This is a genomic window from Sphingobacterium faecale (assembly GCF_016746095.1).
In the GTDB taxonomy this organism is placed as follows: Bacteria; Bacteroidota; Bacteroidia; order Sphingobacteriales; family Sphingobacteriaceae; genus Sphingobacterium; species Sphingobacterium faecale.
Genome location: NZ_JAERTY010000008.1, coordinates 119191 through 138619, shown reverse-complemented (window position 1 = coordinate 138619; position 19429 = coordinate 119191). Strand labels below are relative to the sequence as shown.

General features: G+C 35.4%; 29 protein-coding genes. 19 read left to right on the top strand and 10 right to left on the bottom strand.

Features of this window, described 5'->3' with window-relative positions; genetic code table 11:
• Window positions 1-37 precede the first annotated feature (37 nt).
• The 3 genes from JKG61_RS14450 to JKG61_RS14440 all read left to right on the top strand — a co-directional run bounded on the left by JKG61_RS14450 (window position 38) and on the right by JKG61_RS14440 (window position 2053).
• The gene (locus tag JKG61_RS14450; RefSeq protein WP_202103669.1) at window positions 38-1174 is read left to right on the top strand and encodes a clostripain-related cysteine peptidase; all 1137 of its coding nucleotides are present in this window, start codon (window positions 38-40) and stop codon (window positions 1172-1174) included.
• A 100-nt stretch (window positions 1175-1274) separates the two neighbouring features.
• On the top strand, window positions 1275-1496 hold the full coding sequence (locus tag JKG61_RS14445) for a hypothetical protein (RefSeq protein ID WP_202103668.1): 222 nt from the start codon (window positions 1275-1277) through the stop codon (window positions 1494-1496).
• A gap of 146 nt (window positions 1497-1642) precedes the next feature.
• Window positions 1643-2053 carry a BrxA/BrxB family bacilliredoxin gene (locus JKG61_RS14440; RefSeq protein WP_202103667.1) on the top strand — a complete coding sequence of 137 codons (411 nt, stop codon included), beginning with the start codon at window positions 1643-1645 and terminating at the stop codon, window positions 2051-2053.
• A gap of 71 nt (window positions 2054-2124) precedes the next feature.
• Here JKG61_RS14440 and JKG61_RS14435 read toward each other — a convergent pair whose 3' ends face one another.
• From JKG61_RS14435 to JKG61_RS14430, 3 genes are all read right to left on the bottom strand, one after another.
• Window positions 2125-2316 (bottom strand): quinol oxidase subunit 4, encoded by a 192-nt coding sequence (locus tag JKG61_RS14435; protein ID WP_202103666.1) that lies wholly within the window; start codon window positions 2314-2316, stop codon window positions 2125-2127.
• A gap of 324 nt (window positions 2317-2640) precedes the next feature.
• Window positions 2641-2847, bottom strand: a complete 207-nt coding sequence (locus JKG61_RS23330; RefSeq protein WP_394371090.1) for a phosphotransferase — start codon at window positions 2845-2847, stop codon at window positions 2641-2643.
• Between the two features lie 224 nt (window positions 2848-3071).
• A complete protein-coding gene (locus JKG61_RS14430) occupies window positions 3072-3782 on the bottom strand; it encodes a hypothetical protein (RefSeq protein WP_202103665.1) in 711 nt (236 codons plus the stop codon).
• Window positions 3783-4016: 234 nt separating this feature from the next.
• On the opposite strand from JKG61_RS14430, the gene JKG61_RS14425 reads away from it, so the two are divergent.
• The 9 genes from JKG61_RS14425 (at window position 4017) to JKG61_RS14385 (ending at window position 10534) form a co-directional block, all read left to right on the top strand.
• Window positions 4017-5195 carry an FAD-dependent monooxygenase gene (locus tag JKG61_RS14425; RefSeq protein ID WP_202103664.1) on the top strand — a complete coding sequence of 393 codons (1179 nt, stop codon included), beginning with the start codon at window positions 4017-4019 and terminating at the stop codon, window positions 5193-5195.
• Entirely contained in the window at window positions 5185-5679 is a 495-nt protein-coding gene (locus tag JKG61_RS14420; RefSeq protein WP_202103663.1) for a hypothetical protein, read from the top strand. The genes JKG61_RS14425 and JKG61_RS14420 overlap by 11 nt, the downstream gene beginning before the upstream one ends.
• 18 nt (window positions 5680-5697) lie before the next feature.
• Window positions 5698-6297 carry a Crp/Fnr family transcriptional regulator gene (locus JKG61_RS14415; protein ID WP_202103662.1) on the top strand — a complete coding sequence of 200 codons (600 nt, stop codon included), beginning with the start codon at window positions 5698-5700 and terminating at the stop codon, window positions 6295-6297.
• Window positions 6298-6351: 54 nt separating this feature from the next.
• Entirely contained in the window at window positions 6352-6804 is a 453-nt protein-coding gene (locus JKG61_RS14410; RefSeq protein ID WP_202103661.1) for a DMT family transporter, read from the top strand.
• A 6-nt stretch (window positions 6805-6810) separates the two neighbouring features.
• Entirely contained in the window at window positions 6811-7545 is a 735-nt protein-coding gene (locus JKG61_RS14405; RefSeq protein WP_202103660.1) for a GNAT family N-acetyltransferase, read from the top strand.
• 11 nt (window positions 7546-7556) lie between these two features.
• A complete protein-coding gene (locus JKG61_RS14400; RefSeq protein ID WP_202103659.1) occupies window positions 7557-8186 on the top strand; it encodes an NAD(P)H-dependent oxidoreductase in 630 nt (209 codons plus the stop codon).
• Window positions 8187-8198: 12 nt separating this feature from the next.
• Window positions 8199-8849 carry an SDR family NAD(P)-dependent oxidoreductase gene (locus JKG61_RS14395; RefSeq protein WP_202103658.1) on the top strand — a complete coding sequence of 217 codons (651 nt, stop codon included), beginning with the start codon at window positions 8199-8201 and terminating at the stop codon, window positions 8847-8849.
• Window positions 8850-8926: 77 nt separating this feature from the next.
• Window positions 8927-9931: a quinone oxidoreductase family protein gene (locus JKG61_RS14390; protein WP_202103657.1), complete on the top strand. Its 1005-nt coding sequence runs from the start codon at window positions 8927-8929 to the stop codon at window positions 9929-9931.
• A gap of 153 nt (window positions 9932-10084) precedes the next feature.
• Window positions 10085-10534 (top strand): YybH family protein, encoded by a 450-nt coding sequence (locus JKG61_RS14385; protein WP_202103656.1) that lies wholly within the window; start codon window positions 10085-10087, stop codon window positions 10532-10534.
• Window positions 10535-10570: 36 nt separating this feature from the next.
• On the opposite strand, the gene JKG61_RS14380 is transcribed toward JKG61_RS14385, so the two are convergent.
• Window positions 10571-10894, bottom strand: a complete 324-nt coding sequence (locus tag JKG61_RS14380) for a winged helix-turn-helix transcriptional regulator (protein ID WP_202103655.1) — start codon at window positions 10892-10894, stop codon at window positions 10571-10573.
• 169 nt (window positions 10895-11063) lie between these two features.
• Between JKG61_RS14380 and JKG61_RS14375 the strand changes: the two genes are divergently transcribed.
• From JKG61_RS14375 to JKG61_RS14360, 4 genes are read left to right on the top strand one after another with little or no spacing between them, the layout of a single operon-like run.
• Entirely contained in the window at window positions 11064-11417 is a 354-nt protein-coding gene (locus JKG61_RS14375) for a YciI family protein (RefSeq protein ID WP_202103654.1), read from the top strand.
• An 11-nt stretch (window positions 11418-11428) separates the two neighbouring features.
• On the top strand, window positions 11429-12202 hold the full coding sequence (locus JKG61_RS14370; protein WP_202103653.1) for an MBL fold metallo-hydrolase: 774 nt from the start codon (window positions 11429-11431) through the stop codon (window positions 12200-12202).
• Window positions 12203-12213: 11 nt separating this feature from the next.
• A complete protein-coding gene (locus JKG61_RS14365) occupies window positions 12214-12444 on the top strand; it encodes an acyl-CoA thioesterase (RefSeq protein ID WP_202103652.1) in 231 nt (76 codons plus the stop codon).
• A 3-nt stretch (window positions 12445-12447) separates the two neighbouring features.
• Window positions 12448-12732, top strand: coding sequence for an acyl-CoA thioesterase family protein (locus JKG61_RS14360; RefSeq protein WP_202103651.1), 285 nt, complete (start codon window positions 12448-12450; stop codon window positions 12730-12732).
• On the opposite strand, the gene JKG61_RS14355 is transcribed toward JKG61_RS14360, so the two are convergent.
• From JKG61_RS14355 to JKG61_RS14330, 6 genes are all read right to left on the bottom strand, one after another.
• Window positions 12729-13283 carry an HXXEE domain-containing protein gene (locus JKG61_RS14355; protein WP_202103650.1) on the bottom strand — a complete coding sequence of 185 codons (555 nt, stop codon included), beginning with the start codon at window positions 13281-13283 and terminating at the stop codon, window positions 12729-12731. The two genes, JKG61_RS14360 and JKG61_RS14355, sit on opposite strands and share 4 nt — an antisense overlap.
• 104 nt (window positions 13284-13387) lie before the next feature.
• The gene (locus JKG61_RS14350) at window positions 13388-13867 is read right to left on the bottom strand and encodes a DinB family protein (RefSeq protein WP_202103649.1); all 480 of its coding nucleotides are present in this window, start codon (window positions 13865-13867) and stop codon (window positions 13388-13390) included.
• Between the two features lie 32 nt (window positions 13868-13899).
• On the bottom strand, window positions 13900-14613 hold the full coding sequence (locus JKG61_RS14345) for a cyclase family protein (protein ID WP_202103648.1): 714 nt from the start codon (window positions 14611-14613) through the stop codon (window positions 13900-13902).
• A 25-nt stretch (window positions 14614-14638) separates the two neighbouring features.
• Window positions 14639-15076 carry a carboxymuconolactone decarboxylase family protein gene (locus JKG61_RS14340; RefSeq protein ID WP_202103647.1) on the bottom strand — a complete coding sequence of 146 codons (438 nt, stop codon included), beginning with the start codon at window positions 15074-15076 and terminating at the stop codon, window positions 14639-14641.
• Window positions 15077-15140: 64 nt separating this feature from the next.
• Window positions 15141-16427, bottom strand: a complete 1287-nt coding sequence (locus JKG61_RS14335) for a pepsin/retropepsin-like aspartic protease family protein (RefSeq protein WP_202103646.1) — start codon at window positions 16425-16427, stop codon at window positions 15141-15143.
• Between the two features lie 39 nt (window positions 16428-16466).
• Window positions 16467-17030 (bottom strand): carboxymuconolactone decarboxylase family protein, encoded by a 564-nt coding sequence (locus tag JKG61_RS14330; protein WP_202103645.1) that lies wholly within the window; start codon window positions 17028-17030, stop codon window positions 16467-16469.
• 104 nt (window positions 17031-17134) lie between these two features.
• On the opposite strand from JKG61_RS14330, the gene JKG61_RS14325 reads away from it, so the two are divergent.
• The 3 genes from JKG61_RS14325 (at window position 17135) to JKG61_RS14315 (ending at window position 19333) form a co-directional block, all read left to right on the top strand.
• Window positions 17135-17692: a TetR/AcrR family transcriptional regulator gene (locus tag JKG61_RS14325; RefSeq protein ID WP_202103644.1), complete on the top strand. Its 558-nt coding sequence runs from the start codon at window positions 17135-17137 to the stop codon at window positions 17690-17692.
• Between the two features lie 86 nt (window positions 17693-17778).
• Entirely contained in the window at window positions 17779-18645 is an 867-nt protein-coding gene (locus JKG61_RS14320; protein WP_202103643.1) for an alpha/beta fold hydrolase, read from the top strand.
• 82 nt (window positions 18646-18727) lie between these two features.
• The gene (locus JKG61_RS14315; RefSeq protein WP_202103642.1) at window positions 18728-19333 is read left to right on the top strand and encodes an NAD(P)H-dependent oxidoreductase; all 606 of its coding nucleotides are present in this window, start codon (window positions 18728-18730) and stop codon (window positions 19331-19333) included.
• Window positions 19334-19429: the final 96 nt, after the last annotated feature.

Sequence of the window (19429 nt, the reverse complement as noted above, 5' to 3'; positions counted from 1 at the left end):
AATAATTCACTATATTACATGACCAAATACACATAAAATGCAAAAGACGCTTCTATACTTCTTATGCGGCCTACTTTTTTTAACATCGGCCTGTAGAGACAAGAATCCCATAGAACCCGAAGTAAAGGAAAAATTTCGGACGGTACTGGTTTATTTGGCAGCTAACAACAGCTTAAACCCAGAAGCTGGAATCAACATTGCACAGATGGAAGATGCTATTGGCGATATTGACGGCAACCTAATCATCTATGCCAAACTAAAAAACGGCTCACCGGCACTTTATGAAGTAAAAAGGAACAGTCAAGCAAAAGGTGAATTAGTAAAAATTAAAGACTACCCCCCGTATAGTTCCTCAGACCCTACAGTGATGAAATCCGTCATTAGAGAAACGCAAGAACTATATCCAGCTACATCCTATGGACTTATACTGTGGTCACACGCCACAGGATGGGTACCTGCAAGCCAAGGGGGAATCAAACTCAAGTCTTTTGGTGACGACAACGGTCACGTTATGGACATTACAGATCTGAATAATGCTCTGCCTAACAATTTTGACTTTATTATGTTCGACGCATGTTCCATGGCAAGTGTAGAAGTGCTCTATGAAATAAAAGATAAAGCAAAATACTTCATTGCATCTCCTGGCGAAGTCGTATCCAACGGTATGCCGTACGACAAAATAACAAACGATCTATTTTTACCAGGACCGGAACACTACAAAACCATTGCTACAAAATACTTCGACCATTACAACGCACAATCGGGAGCATACCGATCAGCTACAGTATCCATTATAGATGCGGCCCAACTAGTAGCACTTGCCTCAAAAACAAAAGCTACACTACAAACACAGACACCAACACACACGGATTTCAACCGTGCCAATATACAGCGTATGGACTTCGACAGAATAGGCAATCCTTTGATCGCCTTTGATTTCTTAGACTTTATCGCACAGAACTACAATACAGACGCTCTGGTCACTATTCAAAGTGCCTTAGAAAAAGTGGTAATTTTTAAAGCTAACACTCCATTGTTTAACAATATAGAAATAAAGAAAAACTCGGGCCTGACCTGCTATATTCCATCAACAGAAAACGAAGGTCCTGCTCATGACTTTTACAAATCGCTAAAATGGTACAAAGACAGTGGCTTCAACACCCTTTTTGACTAAAATTGACTGAAAAATACTCACAATTGGGTATAGGAATGTGCGCTCTCAAGCTTTAATTTTGTACTAAGCACAATTATTAAAGAACTTAAATAAAGATTTTATGAGAGGGGCAATATTACAACAACTGGAAACAGAAGAAGGAAACCAGCTAGCTCGTCTGGAAATGATGCTGTCGGCATTAAAACAAAAAGGTTTTAAACTGAGCAAACCACTAAAGTACTTCGTAGCGGGACAAGAAACACCCGTCTCTACGAAGCATACTTTGATTTTAACAAATAACAAAAAAACAAAAATCCAGTTTGAATTAAAGCTTTACCAATAGACTACAACATAATCTGACATTATCCTGAGGATAACCTCTTGCTGGGTGCAGTATAATAACTTATCTTTGTACATAAGAGTATTATGTTGCATATTGATTAAAACAACAATATTCTATAGTTCAGTTTTAATTTAATTTATATCCCGATGTATCCAGAATATTTAGTTGCCCCAATGCGCCAAGAATTGGTAGACGCAGGTTTTCAAGAATTGAAAACAGTAGAAGAGGTTGATGCTGCAATACCTGCAGAAGGTACTGTATTCGTTGTTGTCAACTCTGTATGTGGCTGTGCTGCAGCTAACGCCCGTCCCGCAGCCAAAGCAGCTGTAAAAAACGAAAAACACCCTACTAAATTAGTAACCGTATTTGCTGGCATGGAAAAAGATGCTGTAGACAAGGCTCGTGAATACATGCTTCCATTTCCTCCATCATCTCCGGCTATGGCACTTTTCAAAGACGGAAAACTGGTACACATGATCGAAAGACACATGATTGAAGGAAGGCCTGCTCAAATGATTGCAGACAATCTTGTTGCTGCATTTGATGAGTATTGCTAAGCGAACGCTTTATTTTGATTTTTAAATACTAAAAGGTTCCGCTATATGGCGGAACCTTTTTTATATCTTTATTATCGGTTATGCCCTTTTCCGCGTTTGTGTTTTTGTTGCCCAGGCGCGTGGGCTTTAGCAGATTTGTCACCATGCGCTTTCTTTATCTGCCCAGGAGGAACATGCCCATGAGGGTGCTTATTGACATAACAAGAACTAACCCCAAACGCAATCAATACAGCTAATACTACACTTATTTTTATCTTCATCATACGTTTACATTTTCTACGACACAGCATGGCAAATATCAGACCAACTAAATCAATGTCTTTATACGCTGACGGGTTTTCTTAGACGGTGCCTCCAATCAAAATCACTCCAGATTGCGCTATCAGCTTCTTCATCGCCAATGAAGTCATACTGTCTTTTGCTTTTTTTCTACTCATAGCCCTACCTGCTCCCTACGATGTGGAGAATAAGGCATCTGCACGTGCTTTTCGTGACACGAGATAAGGTAGCGTGACATACTACTTAAGAATAATACCAAGCTCTCCAGCATGAACTGGGGTTTGCCCTTACGATGAAGGACCACTTCTTTACGATTCTTTATTGGAATACGGATATTCTGATTTCCCCATCCCTAGCGGATGGGGAATAGGTGTGGATAGCTTTTGAGCTAAAAAAGGCAACCATTTTGCTTCTTTTTCAATTTGAGATGCAAAAAGTTCTGCATTAGGCAATCTTACTAGTATTGTATCCCCTAAACGAAAAGTGGAATTATCATTCCCTTCAGGTGTAACCAACTCAACAGGTAGATGTGCTCATTAAGGAAATTGACTATGAAGTAAACGCTTTAGTAGATCTTTTGTAATTATATATTTCATCTATTTATATCTTTTATTTTTCACTCACCGAGTATTAGGTACAAAAGTTGAATTTTCAACCACTGATGAGTCCGTATTAAGCTAGAAAACTCTATTAACCAGATAAGGAGGTTATCTAGGCAACGGTATTTTTGTAATAGGACTTAATAGAGATGATTAAATGGTATTGATTTACCATCTCTATCATAGGCTTGAAAGCGAGCTCGGCCGTCTTTATCCACGTATATCCTTATTCTGTTATTTCCTAGTTTATCTTTTATGAACAATCCTATCTCGTCTTTTGTCGACTTTCCTACAAACATTCTTTGCGGCATTAAAAGGCGTCCATTCATACTAGTCAAAATCTCTTCAATCTTATTGTCATCATAATTTAATTTAGTCAAAGAATCACGTATCGCAATTCTCTTTATGAAACCTAAATCTCCTCCCTGATCCCAAAACTGAAGGCCATATTTTGCAGCTTCATTTTCCCCTTCAAAATACTGTAATTGCATAATTTGGTCGCGTTTCCATTTATCAACAGAAAGCACTAATCCTCCATTATCAAAGACTAACCCGCCGACTTCGTCCTCGTCTTTATTAAAAAAGATAATTCCCTGTTGTCTTTCTCTATCCGTTAATTGTACGCCATCCATTTTTCCTGGAGTCTGTAATTCAGCATTACTTAAAACCATCCTCAGTTTCCCTTGTGGACTTACAATATTAATCCGCTGAGCAGAAATTTCCTTGAATACTGTTACATCGTCTTTCTCAGGTTTGGTAAACGAAAAACCAAATAAAGCAACAAATGCCAACGTGGTGACTATTGCATAAATTTTCAAGAAGCGAATTTCTTTAAATACTTTTTGTTCCATAAAACAGTTCTTTAATCATTAAAAATGTGTAAATAAAATATTCTTGTTTAGTTCTAGACTTCACAGACCGGTATAATCAATTTCGTACAAATGTATAAAATAAAATCAAAAACAATACAGACTTGTCTGTTTTGTTTCATACATTTGCTTTTACAGTCTGGTCATGTATACTCTTTATCGATAAATTACATTTTAACGAATCGGCTGGAGTATAAGATGAATAAAAAAAGTATTATGAAAATAGCCATTATAGGAGGAGGTATAGCGGGTTTAACAACAGCTATAGTCTTACGGAATCAAGGTATAGAACCTACAATTTATGAAAGTGCGGACAACATTAAACATCTTGGCGCAGGTATTTTACTGGCCAATAATGCAATGCAAGTTTTCAAAAAACTGGGTATTCACAAGGAGATTGAAGATGCTGGCATGAAAATATCTAATGTCAAGATTACGGATTCCCAGCTTATTACCCTTTCTGAAACTAACCTAGACAGATTTGAAGATAAATATGGTGTATATAACGTTGCTATTCATCGGGCGGATTTATTAAATATACTTACAAGTCAAGTAGGCTTTCAAAATATTCATTTATCAAAAAGATTAAATAAAATTGAAAAAAAGGATGGTTTCAAACTGATTTTTGAAGATGAAACAACGGTGAATGCAGAGGCTATTATTGGCGCAGACGGTATAAAATCGGTAGTTAGGAATCAATTATTCGATTCCGGAAATATAAGAGACACGGGGCAAAGGTGCTGGAGAGGTGTAGTAGAGCTGGATTGGGACTTAAAATACAGACATGAAGCATTTGAATCATGGGGAAAAGGTAAACGCTTTGGTTTCGCAAAAATAACCGATAAAAAAGTTTATTGGTATGCTGTTGTGAATCAATCTTTGTTAGATAAAGAACCAGACATTACAAGCCTATTTCGTGAATTCCACCCAGACATTATTCATATAATTTCAAAAACAGCGATCAGTGATATTATATTTAATGACATTATAGATCTATCTCCCTTTAAGCAATGGACAAAAGGAAATGCTTGTCTTATTGGTGATGCGGCGCACGCAACAACCCCTAATATGGGACAAGGTGCCTGTCAAGCTATAGAAGATGCTTACGCAATCGGAAAACTATTAGAACGAAGCAAAACTATTACTGAGACATTTTTACAATATGAAGCATTAAGAATAAATAAAGCACATACTATTGTAAACACAAGTTGGAAACTTGGCAATATGGCACATATGGAGAACGACCTTGGTATTTGGTTTAGAAACAAACTTATAAAGCTAATGCCCGAATCAATCCGTATGAAACAGATGGACAAAATGTTTGATATATCTTACATAGACAATTTTTCCAAAAAATCAATAAGCAACCGCAATATATTGAAGAATGGATTTTAATGAATTATTAGAATGGGCATTCCAAAGACACCTCAACCCACTAAGCTGGTATATAAGACCAATTTTTTTGATCCTACTATGTTATGTAGCTTATAAACGAAGGTTGTTTTGGATTTTAATTTTATTCTTGGTGATGATGAGCAGCATGGTATGGTTTCCTTCTCCCAAAGAAATAAATCCTCAAATGCAAAAAATTCTTGAATTAGAAAAGGAATTATTAGCACACCCCAAATCAGCAATAGCAACTATATCTTTTATGTTATTATTTGTAATAGCAATTCTGATTGCTTTCTGGCATCACTCTTTAAAATGGGGGCTTCTAATAGTGAATGTAACGCTAATTGGTAAAGTTGTTCTTACGCTTTTTTTAACAGGTGAAAACGGATGGGCACCTATAGGAAATACCTTATTTGGACTTATCCTCGTCAATGGGATTGCCCTTACAATTTCATACAGAAAAAAACAATGCAAAACTAGAAGTTGAAATGACAGCCTATTGCTTATGGATGAATTAAAAAAATATTTTGATGATTTTAAACAAGTAGTCTTGGGGTATCATCCATTAACTGAGGAGGCGATTGCTATGTTTGAAAGTATTATAAAGTTTAAGCTAGTAAAGAAAAACGAAATACTTCTTCAAATTGGAACAGTATCAAAACAGCTGTACTTTATTTGCAAAGGTGCGGTGATAGCCTATTATGTAGATGAAGAGGGAAACACTTATAATAAAAATATCTTTTTAGAGAATGAGTTTGCCGGTTCCACTGTGTCTGCGCTTCTTAATACTCCGTCAGAATTTACACTCGAGGCCATTGAAGAAACAGCATTGATAAGTATTCACTATGATAGTTATAGGGCGCTTATTGACCACAATATTGAGTTTAAAAATTTCTATATCGCATACCTCGAAAAAAACTGGATAATTGATAAGGAACAGAGAGAAATTTCTTTAGTAATGGAAAATTCAACCGCCAGATATTTAAAATTTCTAGCCCTTCATCCCAACATTGATAAACGAATTCCGTTACAGCATATCGCATCTAATTTAGGAATTTCTCCTACGCAGTTAAGCAGAATACGCAAAGATCTGAAAGAAAAATAACGACTCTCAACATATGTAAAGAATCCCGTGAATTGTTTAAAATAACTTTGCCCTATGAAACTACAGATTTTACAAGCAACGGCATTTTTAGGAGGAGTCTGCTTAGCAATACAGGCGGGGTTCAATACACAATTGGGGCATGATCTAAAAAAACCGATTCTCGCCTCGATCTCTACTTCCTTTTCCAGTCTGATTTTTGGATTGGTGTTCTTATTTCTGTTTTTCTCGAAAAACCTACCTGGTAACCAGACAATAAGAGTAATCCCTTGGTATATGTGGTTTGTCGGAGGATTATTTAGTGTGATCGGAATCACAGCTTATTATTTTACCATTCCAAAATTAGGTGTTTCAAAGATGATCTCCCTGGGCTTGTGCGGACAGTTAGCTTTTTCTATGCTGGCAGGGCACTTCGGATGGTTCAACCTTCCGATGGAATCTATCACTCTTCAAAAAATATTAGGAGCGATAGCTATGGTAGTTGGGATATTTTTCATCAATTCAAAATAAAGTATAATGAAAGAAAGACAAGAAAAGAATATTGATAATTTAACCGCAGTATGGGAGCTTGTAGGAAATACTTTTCACGCTTTGGAATCCCGTGATTTCCTTAACCGATGTCAGATAGGCAGTGCAGAATGGCCCAATAGGATATGGTTCTCCAACAATGTAAATGAAGAAATACTAAGCAGAGCTAGTCAGGTTATTAAAAATATACCGGTTCTTCCTACGCTTAGTTATTGGAGTGACTTTCAAAACAAGGAGGGCGACCTATTGTTTGAAGCCTTTGGTTTCAAAATAAAATCCCAACAGATCGGGATGTCTCTTGCGCATCTGCAAAAGATAAATCATCACAATAGGATAACCTTAGCTAAAATATCGACAGAGAAACAGGCTGCCGAATGGCAAGTTATATACCCTATGAGCTTTGGATATAGAATTCCAGCGGCTATCATAAAAAAAACAAACCACCTGATAAATTACTATCTGGTTCATTATGGCGACAGCATTATCGGTACAGTATTCACTTATCCGACCCAGAATACACTCGGAATTCATGGGTTGGGCATTGTTCCGGAATTCAGAAAACAAGGTTTTGCGGAAGAAGTCATGGCAAACCTGATTAATCAGGCAATTGATGAAAACATAAGTCTAATTACACTACAGTCTTCTCCTATGGGCAAAGCGATATACCTACGGATGGGATTCTCCGAAGATTTTATAATGACCAATTATATATTAAAACAATAAAGAAGAGAAAAATGGAATTTTTAAAAAATGCAGCCTGGCGATATGCCACCAAGAAATTTGACAGAAATCGAAAAATAACTCAACAAAATTTAGAGTTTATAAAAAAGAGCATTCAATTGGCACCTTCTTCTTATGGGCTACAGTTTTATAAAGTACTGATTATTGAAGATCAGAAATTAAAAGAACAATTAATGCCCCATTCATGGAATCAAGAGCAAATAATAGACTGCTCTCATTTATTTGTATTCTGCAATTATCAATCTGTCACAGATCAGTTAGTAGACGACTATATAGAACGCAAATCAATAATTCAGGAAACAGCATTTGAAAGTATCGAAGGATATGGTGCGTTTATAAAATCTAAAATTGCGGAAAAATCTACTGAGGAAACAACGACTTGGCTTAAAAACCAGACTTATCTGGCACTTGGAATGTTATTGTCAATCTGTGCGGATCTGAAAATAGATTCCTGCCCGATGGAGGGATTTGAACCGGATGCCTACAACAGGATCCTGAATCTGGAGAAGAAAAATTTGAACGCTTGTGTGATTGCAACCACAGGATATAGAGATATCACAGACAATACACAGCATGAAAATAAAGTAAGAAAATCTGTCGAATTACTTTTTGATATCATATAAAGGAGCGTGTATATGAATGCAAAAAAAGTACTTGTCATTTTTGGCGCTGGAGAAGGTATTAGCCTCAGTGTTGCTGAAAGATTTCTTAGGAATAATTTTAAAGTTGTTCTGGTCAGCAGAAGTATGGAAAGTCTTCTAAAAATAAAGAAAAAATTAAATGGGACTGATGATCATGTTCAGATTATTGCTTGCGATATAGCGGATGCAGAAAAATTAAGCAGTTCAATGCAGAACATTTTGGAAAGTAATCCAAACATAGATTGCATCCTCTATAATGCGGCACATATAATACAGGGAAATATTTTTCAGGAAACAATTGCCAATTTGGTTGAAGACTTCAAAGTGAATGTAGCACCACTTATTCCTATTGTGCAAATATTTAAAAAAACTTTAGCGTCTTCGGGCGGAGCAATATTGGTGACTGGTGGCGGAATAGCGATTGAGTCTAATCAGGATTTCGTTTCTTTATCATTAGGAAAATCAGCATTGAGAAACTTGACACAAAGTATCGTTAAAACACTTTCCAGCACAGGCATTTTTATTGGAACCATTTTGGTTCAAGGGTATGTTTCTAAAGAGAAGCATTTACATAACCCGGATATAATAGCGAAAATATTCTGGGAATTATATCTAGATAGAAGTGTGAATGAGATCATACTGTAAGTAATAATAAGCAAAATAACGTCTGTTTTTTAATTCAATATTTGATTAACATCAAAGACTATATAAAGACCCTATAATTGAAAGCAATTACCCTTAAAAATTTTGGAAGCGTTGAAAATTTCGAGTTTCAGGAACTGGAACAGCCTCAAATTCAAGCTCATGAAGTCCTTGTAAAAATAAGAGCAACGGCATTTAATCCTATTGACTACCAAATGCGACAAGGTTCTACGGAAAGTAAACTGCTAAAATCACCGATTTTGGGAAGAGAATTTTCTGGAGAAATAGTAAAGCTTGGTAAAGACGTGAATTACTTTAATATTGGTGACAAAGTTTCTGCTTATGTGGGTAGCTTGGCTTCCAATGGTACTTATGCGGAGTTTATCAGTGTTCCAGCAAAGCTTTTAGCAAAAAATCCCGATAAAATAAGCTTTGAAGAAGCTGCGGCAATACCGATGGTAGGCATGACGGCTTTGCAAAGTTTCAAACGCGTAACTATTCCGAGAGAAAAGCCAATTTTTATAGCAGGAGGAGCAGGTGGTGTGGGAACAATTTTTATTAAGCTATTATTAGCTAACGGAAATATGAACATCTACACAACTGCCGGTAACAATAAAAGCATCAGTCATTTGAAAAGCATTGGGATCAGAAAAAAAAACATCATCAATTATAAAAATGAAGATGTAATTGATGTATTAAGTAAAAAGAACGGACAATTCGAATACGTAATAGATCTGGTTGGAGGTACAATGTCTGAAATATGTGTCGAACTTATTACCGTGTTCGGTACATATATAGACGTAACCTTTCTTGCGACAGAAAAAGCTAAGGAGCAATTATTTGATAAAGCTACAACTATTCTAAATATTGCCAATTATGCTCCAGCTTTAAAAAATAGCGATGAAAAATTTGAATATTACGGAAATGCTTTACAAGAGCTTTTTGATAAAATTGAGAAAGATATAATAAGTCCAACAGAAATAAATATTGTTGGAAAACTAAGTATAGAAACTGTCCAAAAAGCCCATTTAATGATGGAAAATAACCAAACAAATGGAAAGAAATTGATAATGACGATTGATTAAAAATTTTTATTACCTCTTCTTTATACGCCATCTCCGATCAAAGAAAAGAAACAAAAGAAGCTTAGAATCTATAATTTAATAGCCCCCCATTATAAATGCATATTCCGGTTACATATAACACTAACGAGAAAAAATAATTTAAAATTAAAAACTATGCAAAATCAAACTAGGCCAAATATTTTTAAGTCTCATGACACTTCAGAAATTGAGACTTTCATATCTGAATTACAAGAAGCAATTGAAAACGGTAATGTAGCGTTATTCAACCAGCGCTTTGCCCAAGATATTCTATGGGGAAGTCCTTTTGCAGCCATTGCAAATGGATACGACCAAATCCATTCCATTCACAAACAGATGTTCTCCTCTGTAACCCCTGTCAAAGGAGCAGCCAAATACGAAGCAGAAAATATACGTTTCGTGTCAGAGCAAGTGGCAATAGCTTATGTAAGAAGAATATCTAAAATACCAAATATATCAAACCAGAACATAAAGCCCGGAAGTTTTGATGAACTGGCTTTATTTGTTTTGGTAAAAGAAAACGAACAATGGTGGCTGGCAGCAGCACAACATGTACCTGACAGAAGAGAAGTTTATTTAAAATAATCCGGATTGGACGAAAACTAGAAAATGAGTCAGAGCTTATCCCTTTAAGCTTTGATGGTATAAACCCCATTTTTCCATTTCTTCTATCATAGGTTTGATGGATTTCCCAACAGTTGATAATTTGTATTCAACGGTTGGTGGTACAGTTGCATAAATTTTGCGCTCGACCAAACCATCTGCTTCTAAGCTCCTTAGTTGTATGGTCAGCATTTTCGGAGTTATACCGACTACCGTTCTTTCCAGTTCTTTAAATCGGATAACTCCACTTTTTGCTAATACATTAATGATAGGCAATTTCCATTTTCCTCCTAAAAGTTGGAAGGAATATTCAACCGGACAAATTATTTCATTTTTTTTCATCTCTTAATTCCTTTGATTTCAAAAAGCTATACAAAAGTAAACTAATATACTTTAGATATACTACTTTCAAAAGTATATTATTACAAATACCTTTGTATCAGAAAGATGTAAACATGAACCCTAATCTTATTTAAGAAAAGCATACGTATAACAATAAAAATATTTTATCATGAAACAATTTAGTTTATTGGTCAGCGTTCCGGAATCCTATGATACAGAACATGCAAAAGAAATAAATCCACAATGGGATGAGTTGGTACAACAATGGAAATGGGAAGGTATTTGCGTTAGAAGCTATTCCTTTCCAGAATCAGGCTATACTATTTCAGGCGTTGATAAAGCGATGAAACAAGAATTTACTCAATCTGATGTATTAAAGACTGTTAGTAACGTTATTCTTCAGGCATATACTATGCAAGATGCTTTAGTGCTAGCAAAATCCTGTCCTGTTCTTCTATATGGAGGGACGGTAGAAGTTCGTGAAATTCCACAGGTAGTAGAGTCTGTTTTGTATAAGGTTTAAAAAAGACAACCATGAAAATTCATCATATCCGAAATGCTACATTAGTCATAGAAACAGCAAACAGGGTTATTCTTGTCGATCCTATGTTGGGTAAAAAGGGGGAATCAGCTCCCTCATTTGTCTTTTTCCGATCAAAAGCCCGAAGAAATCCAATTGTGGATCTACCCGACGGTGCAATGGGCATCATTCAAAAAACGACCCACTGTTTGCTCACACACCTCCACCCCGATCATTTGGATGGTGCTGCGATTAAATTCCTTCGAGACAAAAAAATCCCAACAATATGCAGTGCAAAAGATGAGAACGTATTGCGCAAAAAAGGATTGAACATTATTCAGAACGTAGAATATTGGAAAGAATCAGCTTTTTTAGGTGGAAAAATACAAGGTATTCCTGCAGTTCATGGGTATGGCTATGTGTCTAAACTTATGGGAAATGTAATGGGATTTTATATTGAACTGCCAAATGAAAAAACAATTTATCTAAGTGCGGATACAATTTACACAAAAGATGTTCATCATGTTTTGACTGATTTAAAACCAGATATTGCTGTTGTGGCTGGTGGCGCAGCGCAATTCGATATTTTCAAACCGGTTCTCATGCGCAAGGATGAAATTGAAAGTTTTGTACAGAACGCACCATATGAAGTTATAATCAATCATTTAGAAGCTGTAAACCACTGCCCCATGAGCAGAGAGCAGCTCAGGAAAGAATTTAGCACAATGGCTCTTTCCCAAAAAGTACATATACCGGATGACGGAGAAGTATTAACTATAAATCAGTAACACCATAAAAAATGGAATTAAATAAAAACGAAAAAATATTAGAAAGCCAGATGCTAGTCCGCTTTTCTGATTGTGATCCTTTTAATCACCTAAACAATTCCCGTTATATTGATTACATCATCAATGCCTGGGAAGATCAGCTGCTAAAATACTATGAGTTTGACATTTATAAAATGGCAAAAGAAACAGGTATATCCTGGGTTGTATCGCAGAATATGATCAGCTATTTTTCGGTCGCCTAACTTATGGAAAGGGTTACCATTCAAACAAAACTACTTTCTGTAACAAACAAAAGTCTGTTTGTTGAAGCAATTATGTGGGATGAAGATAAAACGACCATCAAAGCCGTATTATGGAGTAGATTTACCCACTATAATCTAAGGACAAAAAAGAGCCATCAACACTCCGAGGAATTACTCCAATTTTTCAACAGCATCGTCTGTCCCTTGCCTCAAGAGGTTAGTTTTGACGAAAGAGCAATATTCCTACGACAAGAATCGATAGAAAACAGACAGCCACCAGCCTATTAACTAAATTCCTCCAATGCTCTTTTTTTGGTCTTAATGAGTTCGGCCAAAAGAAAGGGAAATAGTATTAGATTAAGAAATGACGTATAAATCCCAGGAAAATATCCTTTTGCCATAACACAGAAAACGATATGACCTATTGCATTACCAGCCATTCCGTAAACAATAAAAAACATCGCAAACATCTGTAAGGGTTTCCAGTTTTTATAGAATGCAATGCCGCCTAAAATAAACAGAAGGTAGGCAAACATATTAAAGGTTACAAAAGTATTGTGATCGTAAGGGCTACCTCCAAAAAGTACCCCAAATTGTCTTTCAAAACCAAAGGCATGTTCTTCTGCAAAATGGATAAACTGAAAGCCTACTCCCAACAGATAATAAGGCAAGATAGAAACATTGCTTGTCGATTTATAACAGGTTTTGAAATAAAGCCACAATGCAATTGGTACTGCGGGTACAAATGTAAAAATCAGTGAGTATCCCTCTGATATTACAGAAAAAACAATCACCATAACGATGGCAATTATCCAGGGAATTATTTTATTTTTATCCATATACTTAATGGTTTGAAATTGTTTCATTCGGTTAATCAATTATCTGTTGAAAAATAGAGAAACTATGGCATATAAAAAACATGCCAGTATTGAAAGCTAAGCCGTTAAGTTCTGCCAAGTAATTTAAGGGTAACTCCTATCTGCCCTAGATGATATATATCGTGATGGATCAATCCTTCGATAATATAGTGGTATGAATATCCCGGAGCGTAATGTTTTTGCTCCAGATATTCATCCGTTTTATTCTTAATCAAATTGATCAGGTCTATCTGGCTGGAAAATAGGTCTGATTTCAGTTTTTGCCATCCTATTTTTCTCAGTTCTTCATTCGTTCTCCAATTTTCCGAGCTCTCCATAGTTAACGAAGATGCTATACCTTGAAGTTTTTGCATACTTTCTGTACGCCAGATTGTAATATGTCCAATCAGTTCTGCAACGCTGTGAACTTCCGGAATAGGTCGGTAGAATACCAACTTTTCATCGATGCCTTCTATTTTTTTCTTAAAACTTTCGTCAAGCCAATTATTTCCGTCCAGATTATCCTGTAACTGCCGAATAATACCCTTTATGATGTTGTTTCTCATTTTTCAAGCGCTTTTTTATGAATATCCTGATTTCAAAGTCTTACCGTATTTACTTTTGCCATCGCTCTTACGGGGAAAGTGCCAACACCCTTAAATTTTGGCGGAACGGCACTAAATGTAAATCCATCCCGAGGTAAAAGCGATAAATTACACAGATGTTCTACTATTAAAATTTCAGCCCCCAAAAGTATGGTATGTACAGGTCTGGAATTTCCAGAAGAATCATCAATATTATGAGAATCAATTCCGACCAGTTGAACCTTGCATTCTTTTAAATATGTTGCAGCTTCAGCGGTTAAATAAGGGTGATTTTCATAGTATTGTTCGGTATTCCAATTTTCGTCCCAGCCCGTACGAATCAGCACAGCCCGTTTTTTGATGTCGTAATTAATAAAATGCTCCTTCTTTATTTCTTTAGTCTGTGAGAACGGAATACTTATTACAATAGCATCGAGATCAACAAACCGTTCCAATTCTACTTCTGAAAGATCTTTTCCATTTTCAAATCTATGGAACGGACAGTCTATATATGTTCCGGTATTTGATATCATTTCAATTTTTGCTATCTGGAATTCCGTTCCGGGTTCATAACGTGTTCTCGACTCTTCTCTACTTAAATAATCACAAATAACAGGCGCAGGCAGGCCTTTATAGGTTACGAGTCCATCTTCAATCGTATGGCTAAGATCGACTAGAAAACTAGCTCCTTTATTTTCGTTCCTATCAATTTTTTCTTTTTTATCCATAATATCATGTTATTTCTATTTTGGGCTAATCTAATGGTGTTCTACTTGTTATCGTAATCCTATTCCAGCTGTTTATTGCCACAATAGCCATCATAATAACTGCTAATTCCTTATCTGTAAAATATACTTTCGCCGAATTGTAAACTTCATCCGAGACGGGGCCTTTTGCAATAAGTGTTATCGCTTCCGTAAGGGCTAATACAGCTTTTTCATTTTCGGTAAATAAATCCGTTTCTTTCCAGGCATTTAATAAAAATATTCGTTGCGCTGTTTCTCCGATTTTCAACGCATCCCGCGTGTGCATATTGAGGCAAAAAGCACAGCCGTTTATCTGCGATGCCCTGATTTTAATAAGTTCCTGTAGTTTTTTATCCAGCCCACTTTCAGCAAGATATTTTTCAATTCCCAGCATCACTTGAAAAGCTTTTGGGTCTAATTCCGGTAAATTTAATCGTTGATCCATTTTTCTAGTTTTTAACCATTTAAAAAAATTATTATTAGTTTTATAAAGCTCCGTATATTGTATTTTAGTTGAATTCTATATTCATATTTTGAAAATTGATAGTTATAGCAGAAAAGTTTTTAATAAAATCCTGTCCGATATTCCCATACACCGTTTCTCTATCGATTATTTTCTCTTTCAGTACCGGTACATTATTAAGAAAGAGAACTCCGTTGTCATATAATGAATCCAAAGAAACCATATAACCCTCAAACTCTCTGGTTCCACCGGCACCACCTAGATTGATCTTCCCCGACGTATATTTCATGTCTATTTCTTTTTGAAATTTTCTAAAGAAATTGCTGTATAAAATACTACCGCTTGCTCCAGTATCAAAAGAAAAGTGCATTCCATCAATAAAAATCAAAGGTGTAAGTTCATCAAAAGCCATATTTGAAACGACATTCCTATCGTCAGCAGTCTTAGGAACTATTAAAAAGTCATCGTTCGTAATTTTAATTTCACGAAGTGCTGTAATGACTGGAAAACCTAGAATACCTTTTATATGATAATTAATTGTCGGAAAGGACAAAGCCTCATCGTCCATAACCAAGAAAATAATATTCTCTATTTTGATGGTCCCCAATGATACTTCCGGGCATATACCTAATTGCGCCTGTACCTCATGTCCTGTAATTGCCTTTACAGAAATAAACGAAGGGAAAAGTTTTACACCCAGTGAATCCGCTATTGACTTTGAAATTGTAGATAAATTAGCTCCTGTATCAAAAACAAAATCAAAAGCATTATTTGCCGTAGATATGCGTAGATTATTCAATCCCACTTTATCTTTAAATAGTTTTAAAATGTTTGTTTCCGAGATAAATACCCGTTGTGGATTTTCGTTTGCTAAGGTTGTCCAGATAGAATGACTGTTTTTTACATCGTCCAATTCTTCACCTGAAAGCAACTTTGCATGCTTGTTTAAAATTTTTGAAAAGGCATTTTCCGCATTCTTATATTGAAATAATTTTATATAATTATCAGTCTGCACACGGTCAAGTTTAAGCTGAATAGAATCCGGCAGATTCCGATATTGATCATTTAGTTTATCTATTTTTATATTAGATTCTGATAAGTTATTAAAAGCATTATCAAGTATGGCTTCTATTATTTTTTGATTAGGTTCTGTCAGGGTTGATTGTTGACTCTTGTAAAGATCTCTCGCTGAAAAAAAATTTTTCTGCTCAATCAGCATATAAATATTATTAAACACTGGAGTTTTTGATTGTCCTAATGTATGTTGACAGAACAATAACAGTGTGATTAAAATACAATTAACCGATTTTAAATTAAGACTTATGGTTTTCATTGAAATAGTGTAAATGTTATGGAAATCTATACTTAATAACTAGGATCTGCGTTTTGTAATATCACACATGCTGTCCGAATGTATGTTAAGGCCTAAATTGGTCATATTGTAAAAATGTTCGCTTGATACCAAAAAAACAATTTCGCAAATTTCTCTTTCAGTAAAGTGCTTTTTGAGTTCCTCAACCGTTTCTTGCTGAAGACTTTTATTTCTTGTTAATTCAGAAACATAATTAAGTGCGGCTTTTTCAGCACCGGTAAATAAATGACTGGTCTCGTATTCATACAAGGCCTCCACTTTTTCCAGTCCCAGATTCTCTTTCAGAATTTGATAGGCACTGATATCCATACAAAATTCGCATACATTAATCCGTGCTACCTGATTGCGGATGAGATATATTAATGATTGTGGTATGGATATTTTTCTGTCCAGTTTATTCATTTGGTTATTCACCTGAACAAAAGAGATGGGCAAGCGAGCGTAAAGCACTTTAATCGGTGTAATCACTTTACCCAATTGTTTTTTCGTAAAGTAATAAACCAATTTCATTAAGATGCTTCGAGGCTTTTCGATCGATGTGAGATAAGTTTGTGTACCCTCCATAATCTGAATATTAAATTAATTTGAAACCAAAGGTAAAAAATAAAAACCAAAAACAATACAGACTTGTCTGTTTTATTTGTATCTTTGACATAAATTATTTTGATATGAAAAAGCAAAAAGCGAGAGACAGGATATTGGATACAACCAAGCGACTTTTTTACAAACAGGGTTATAATTCAACGGGTATCAATCAGATTATTGAAGAAGCTGATGTAGCTAAGTCAACTTTATTTCAGCATTTCTCTACCAAAAAAGAATTATGCAGCACTTATCTGGAAGAATTGACAGAAGAATATGTGTCCAACCATTTAGAATTAATTGCAGATGATTCGAGCGTGCGTATGAAGATTACCAAAATTTATGAAAGACTACGTAATGACGTGATTAAAAATGAATTCAGAGGATGCCATTTTCACAATCTATTATCCGAAATATCCAGCGATGATAAGGACCTACTTCCTATTATAAAAAAAAATAAAGAAAGTGCCCGGAATATATTTCACCAACTATTAGATGAAGCTACAGATAGCTCCTTTGCAGACTTTGCATTCGTACTTTATGAAGGAGCTATTATCCAGACTCAGGTGCAACAGGATGTCTGGCCTATTGATAACGCACTTGAAATGATGATTAAACTGTTAAAACAATATGGACAGGAATGACACACGGAGTAATGGTATATGCATGTATTTTGCTGCTGTTTTTTTCGACAAATAGCCAATCTCAGCATATCTCAACGGATGATAAAATGAATTCAATCACTTATAAGAACGTCTTAGTAGACGGTGTAAATATATTTTATATCGAGGCCGGGGATCCGGATTACCCCAGTATAGTATTGTTACATGGATTTCCGTCTTCTTCGTTTATGTTTAGAAATCTGATTGATAACCTAAAGGAAAAATATCACTTAATTGCTCCCACTTATCCAGGGTTTGGTCTGAGTGGTATGCCCTCTGCCAAGGAGTTCAATTATAGTTTTGATCATCTTGCCGAAGTAATGGAAAGGTTTATAGATACTTTAGCTATCGAAAAAGCAAGCTTTCTGATGCACGATTACGGAGGACCTGTTGGATTTAGAATTATTGAAAAACGACCTGAATTATTGGAAAAAATGATCGTAATGAATGCAAATGCATACATAGAGGGTCTTACAGAAAGTTCACGGCCACTTTTTGACTATTGGAAAAACCCCACAGTGAAGAATAAAGCAAATTTAGAACAGTTACTCACGTTAGAAGGAACAAAATTTCAATACTACAACGGAGTAACAGACAGTTTGCTTATTGATCCCGCTATTGTTTATACCGATCAGTATTTTTTAGACCGTAAAGGGAATAAAGAAATACAATTGACACTTTTATACGATTACCAGAACAATGTACCCAAGTATCCAAAATGGCAGATGCTATTTCGGAAAATACAACCGGAAACTCTGATTATCTGGGGTGAAAATGACACTTTTTTCTCTAAGAAAGGGGCTTTAAAATACAAAGACGATCTCAAAAACGTAGAATATGTGTTCTACCCCACGGGACATTTTCCACTGGAAGAGTTTCATCATGAAATAGGAAAACGGATAGATGATTTTTTAAGAAAAAAAATATTAGAATAAGATGTCACTATAAAATGATATAGAAATTTATCGTAACAGTAAGTCATACAATTCAGTAATAATCATTAGTGAAAATAAGTAAATGAAAAAAATACTAGTTATCAATGGACATCCAGACAAAAAAAGCTTTAATACGGCTTTGGCACAATCCTATATCAATTCAGCAATTAACAAGGGTGCAGAAGTCAGGTATATCCCTATCAGCGATCTAAAGTTCAATCCCAATTTACAATATGGTTATCGGCAACGAATGGACCTAGAACCAGATTTGATAAGAGCCATAGAAGATATAAAATGGAGCGAACACCAAGTCTGGATTCATCCCCTTTGGTGGCTTGGTATGCCAGCATTAATGAAAGGTTTTTTTGATAGAGCATTCTTACCTGGCATTACTTTTAAAAGTAACAAAGACGGGGAAAACCATGGCCTGTTAAATTCAAAAACTGCAAGAATCATTACGACAGCCGGTGATTTATCCCTTGCTGCATATGAAGATGTATATCAATCGAGTGGACTGACACAATTACAAAAGGGAATTTTAGAATATTGTGGTGTATCGGATATAAAAAATGATTTCATAGGACCTCTATATGAGTTTAGTGAAGATGATAGAATAAATACCTTAGAAAAAACAGCCATAGCTGCATCCTTAGACATTGGATCAGGCACTTTTATCAAGAAAAAATAAGATATACAAACACGAATCAATTCGTAATAATAAAACAAGTTAAAATTAGTAGACATCTATTATTCTAAAACAATAAGAGGCAGAACAAAATAGACT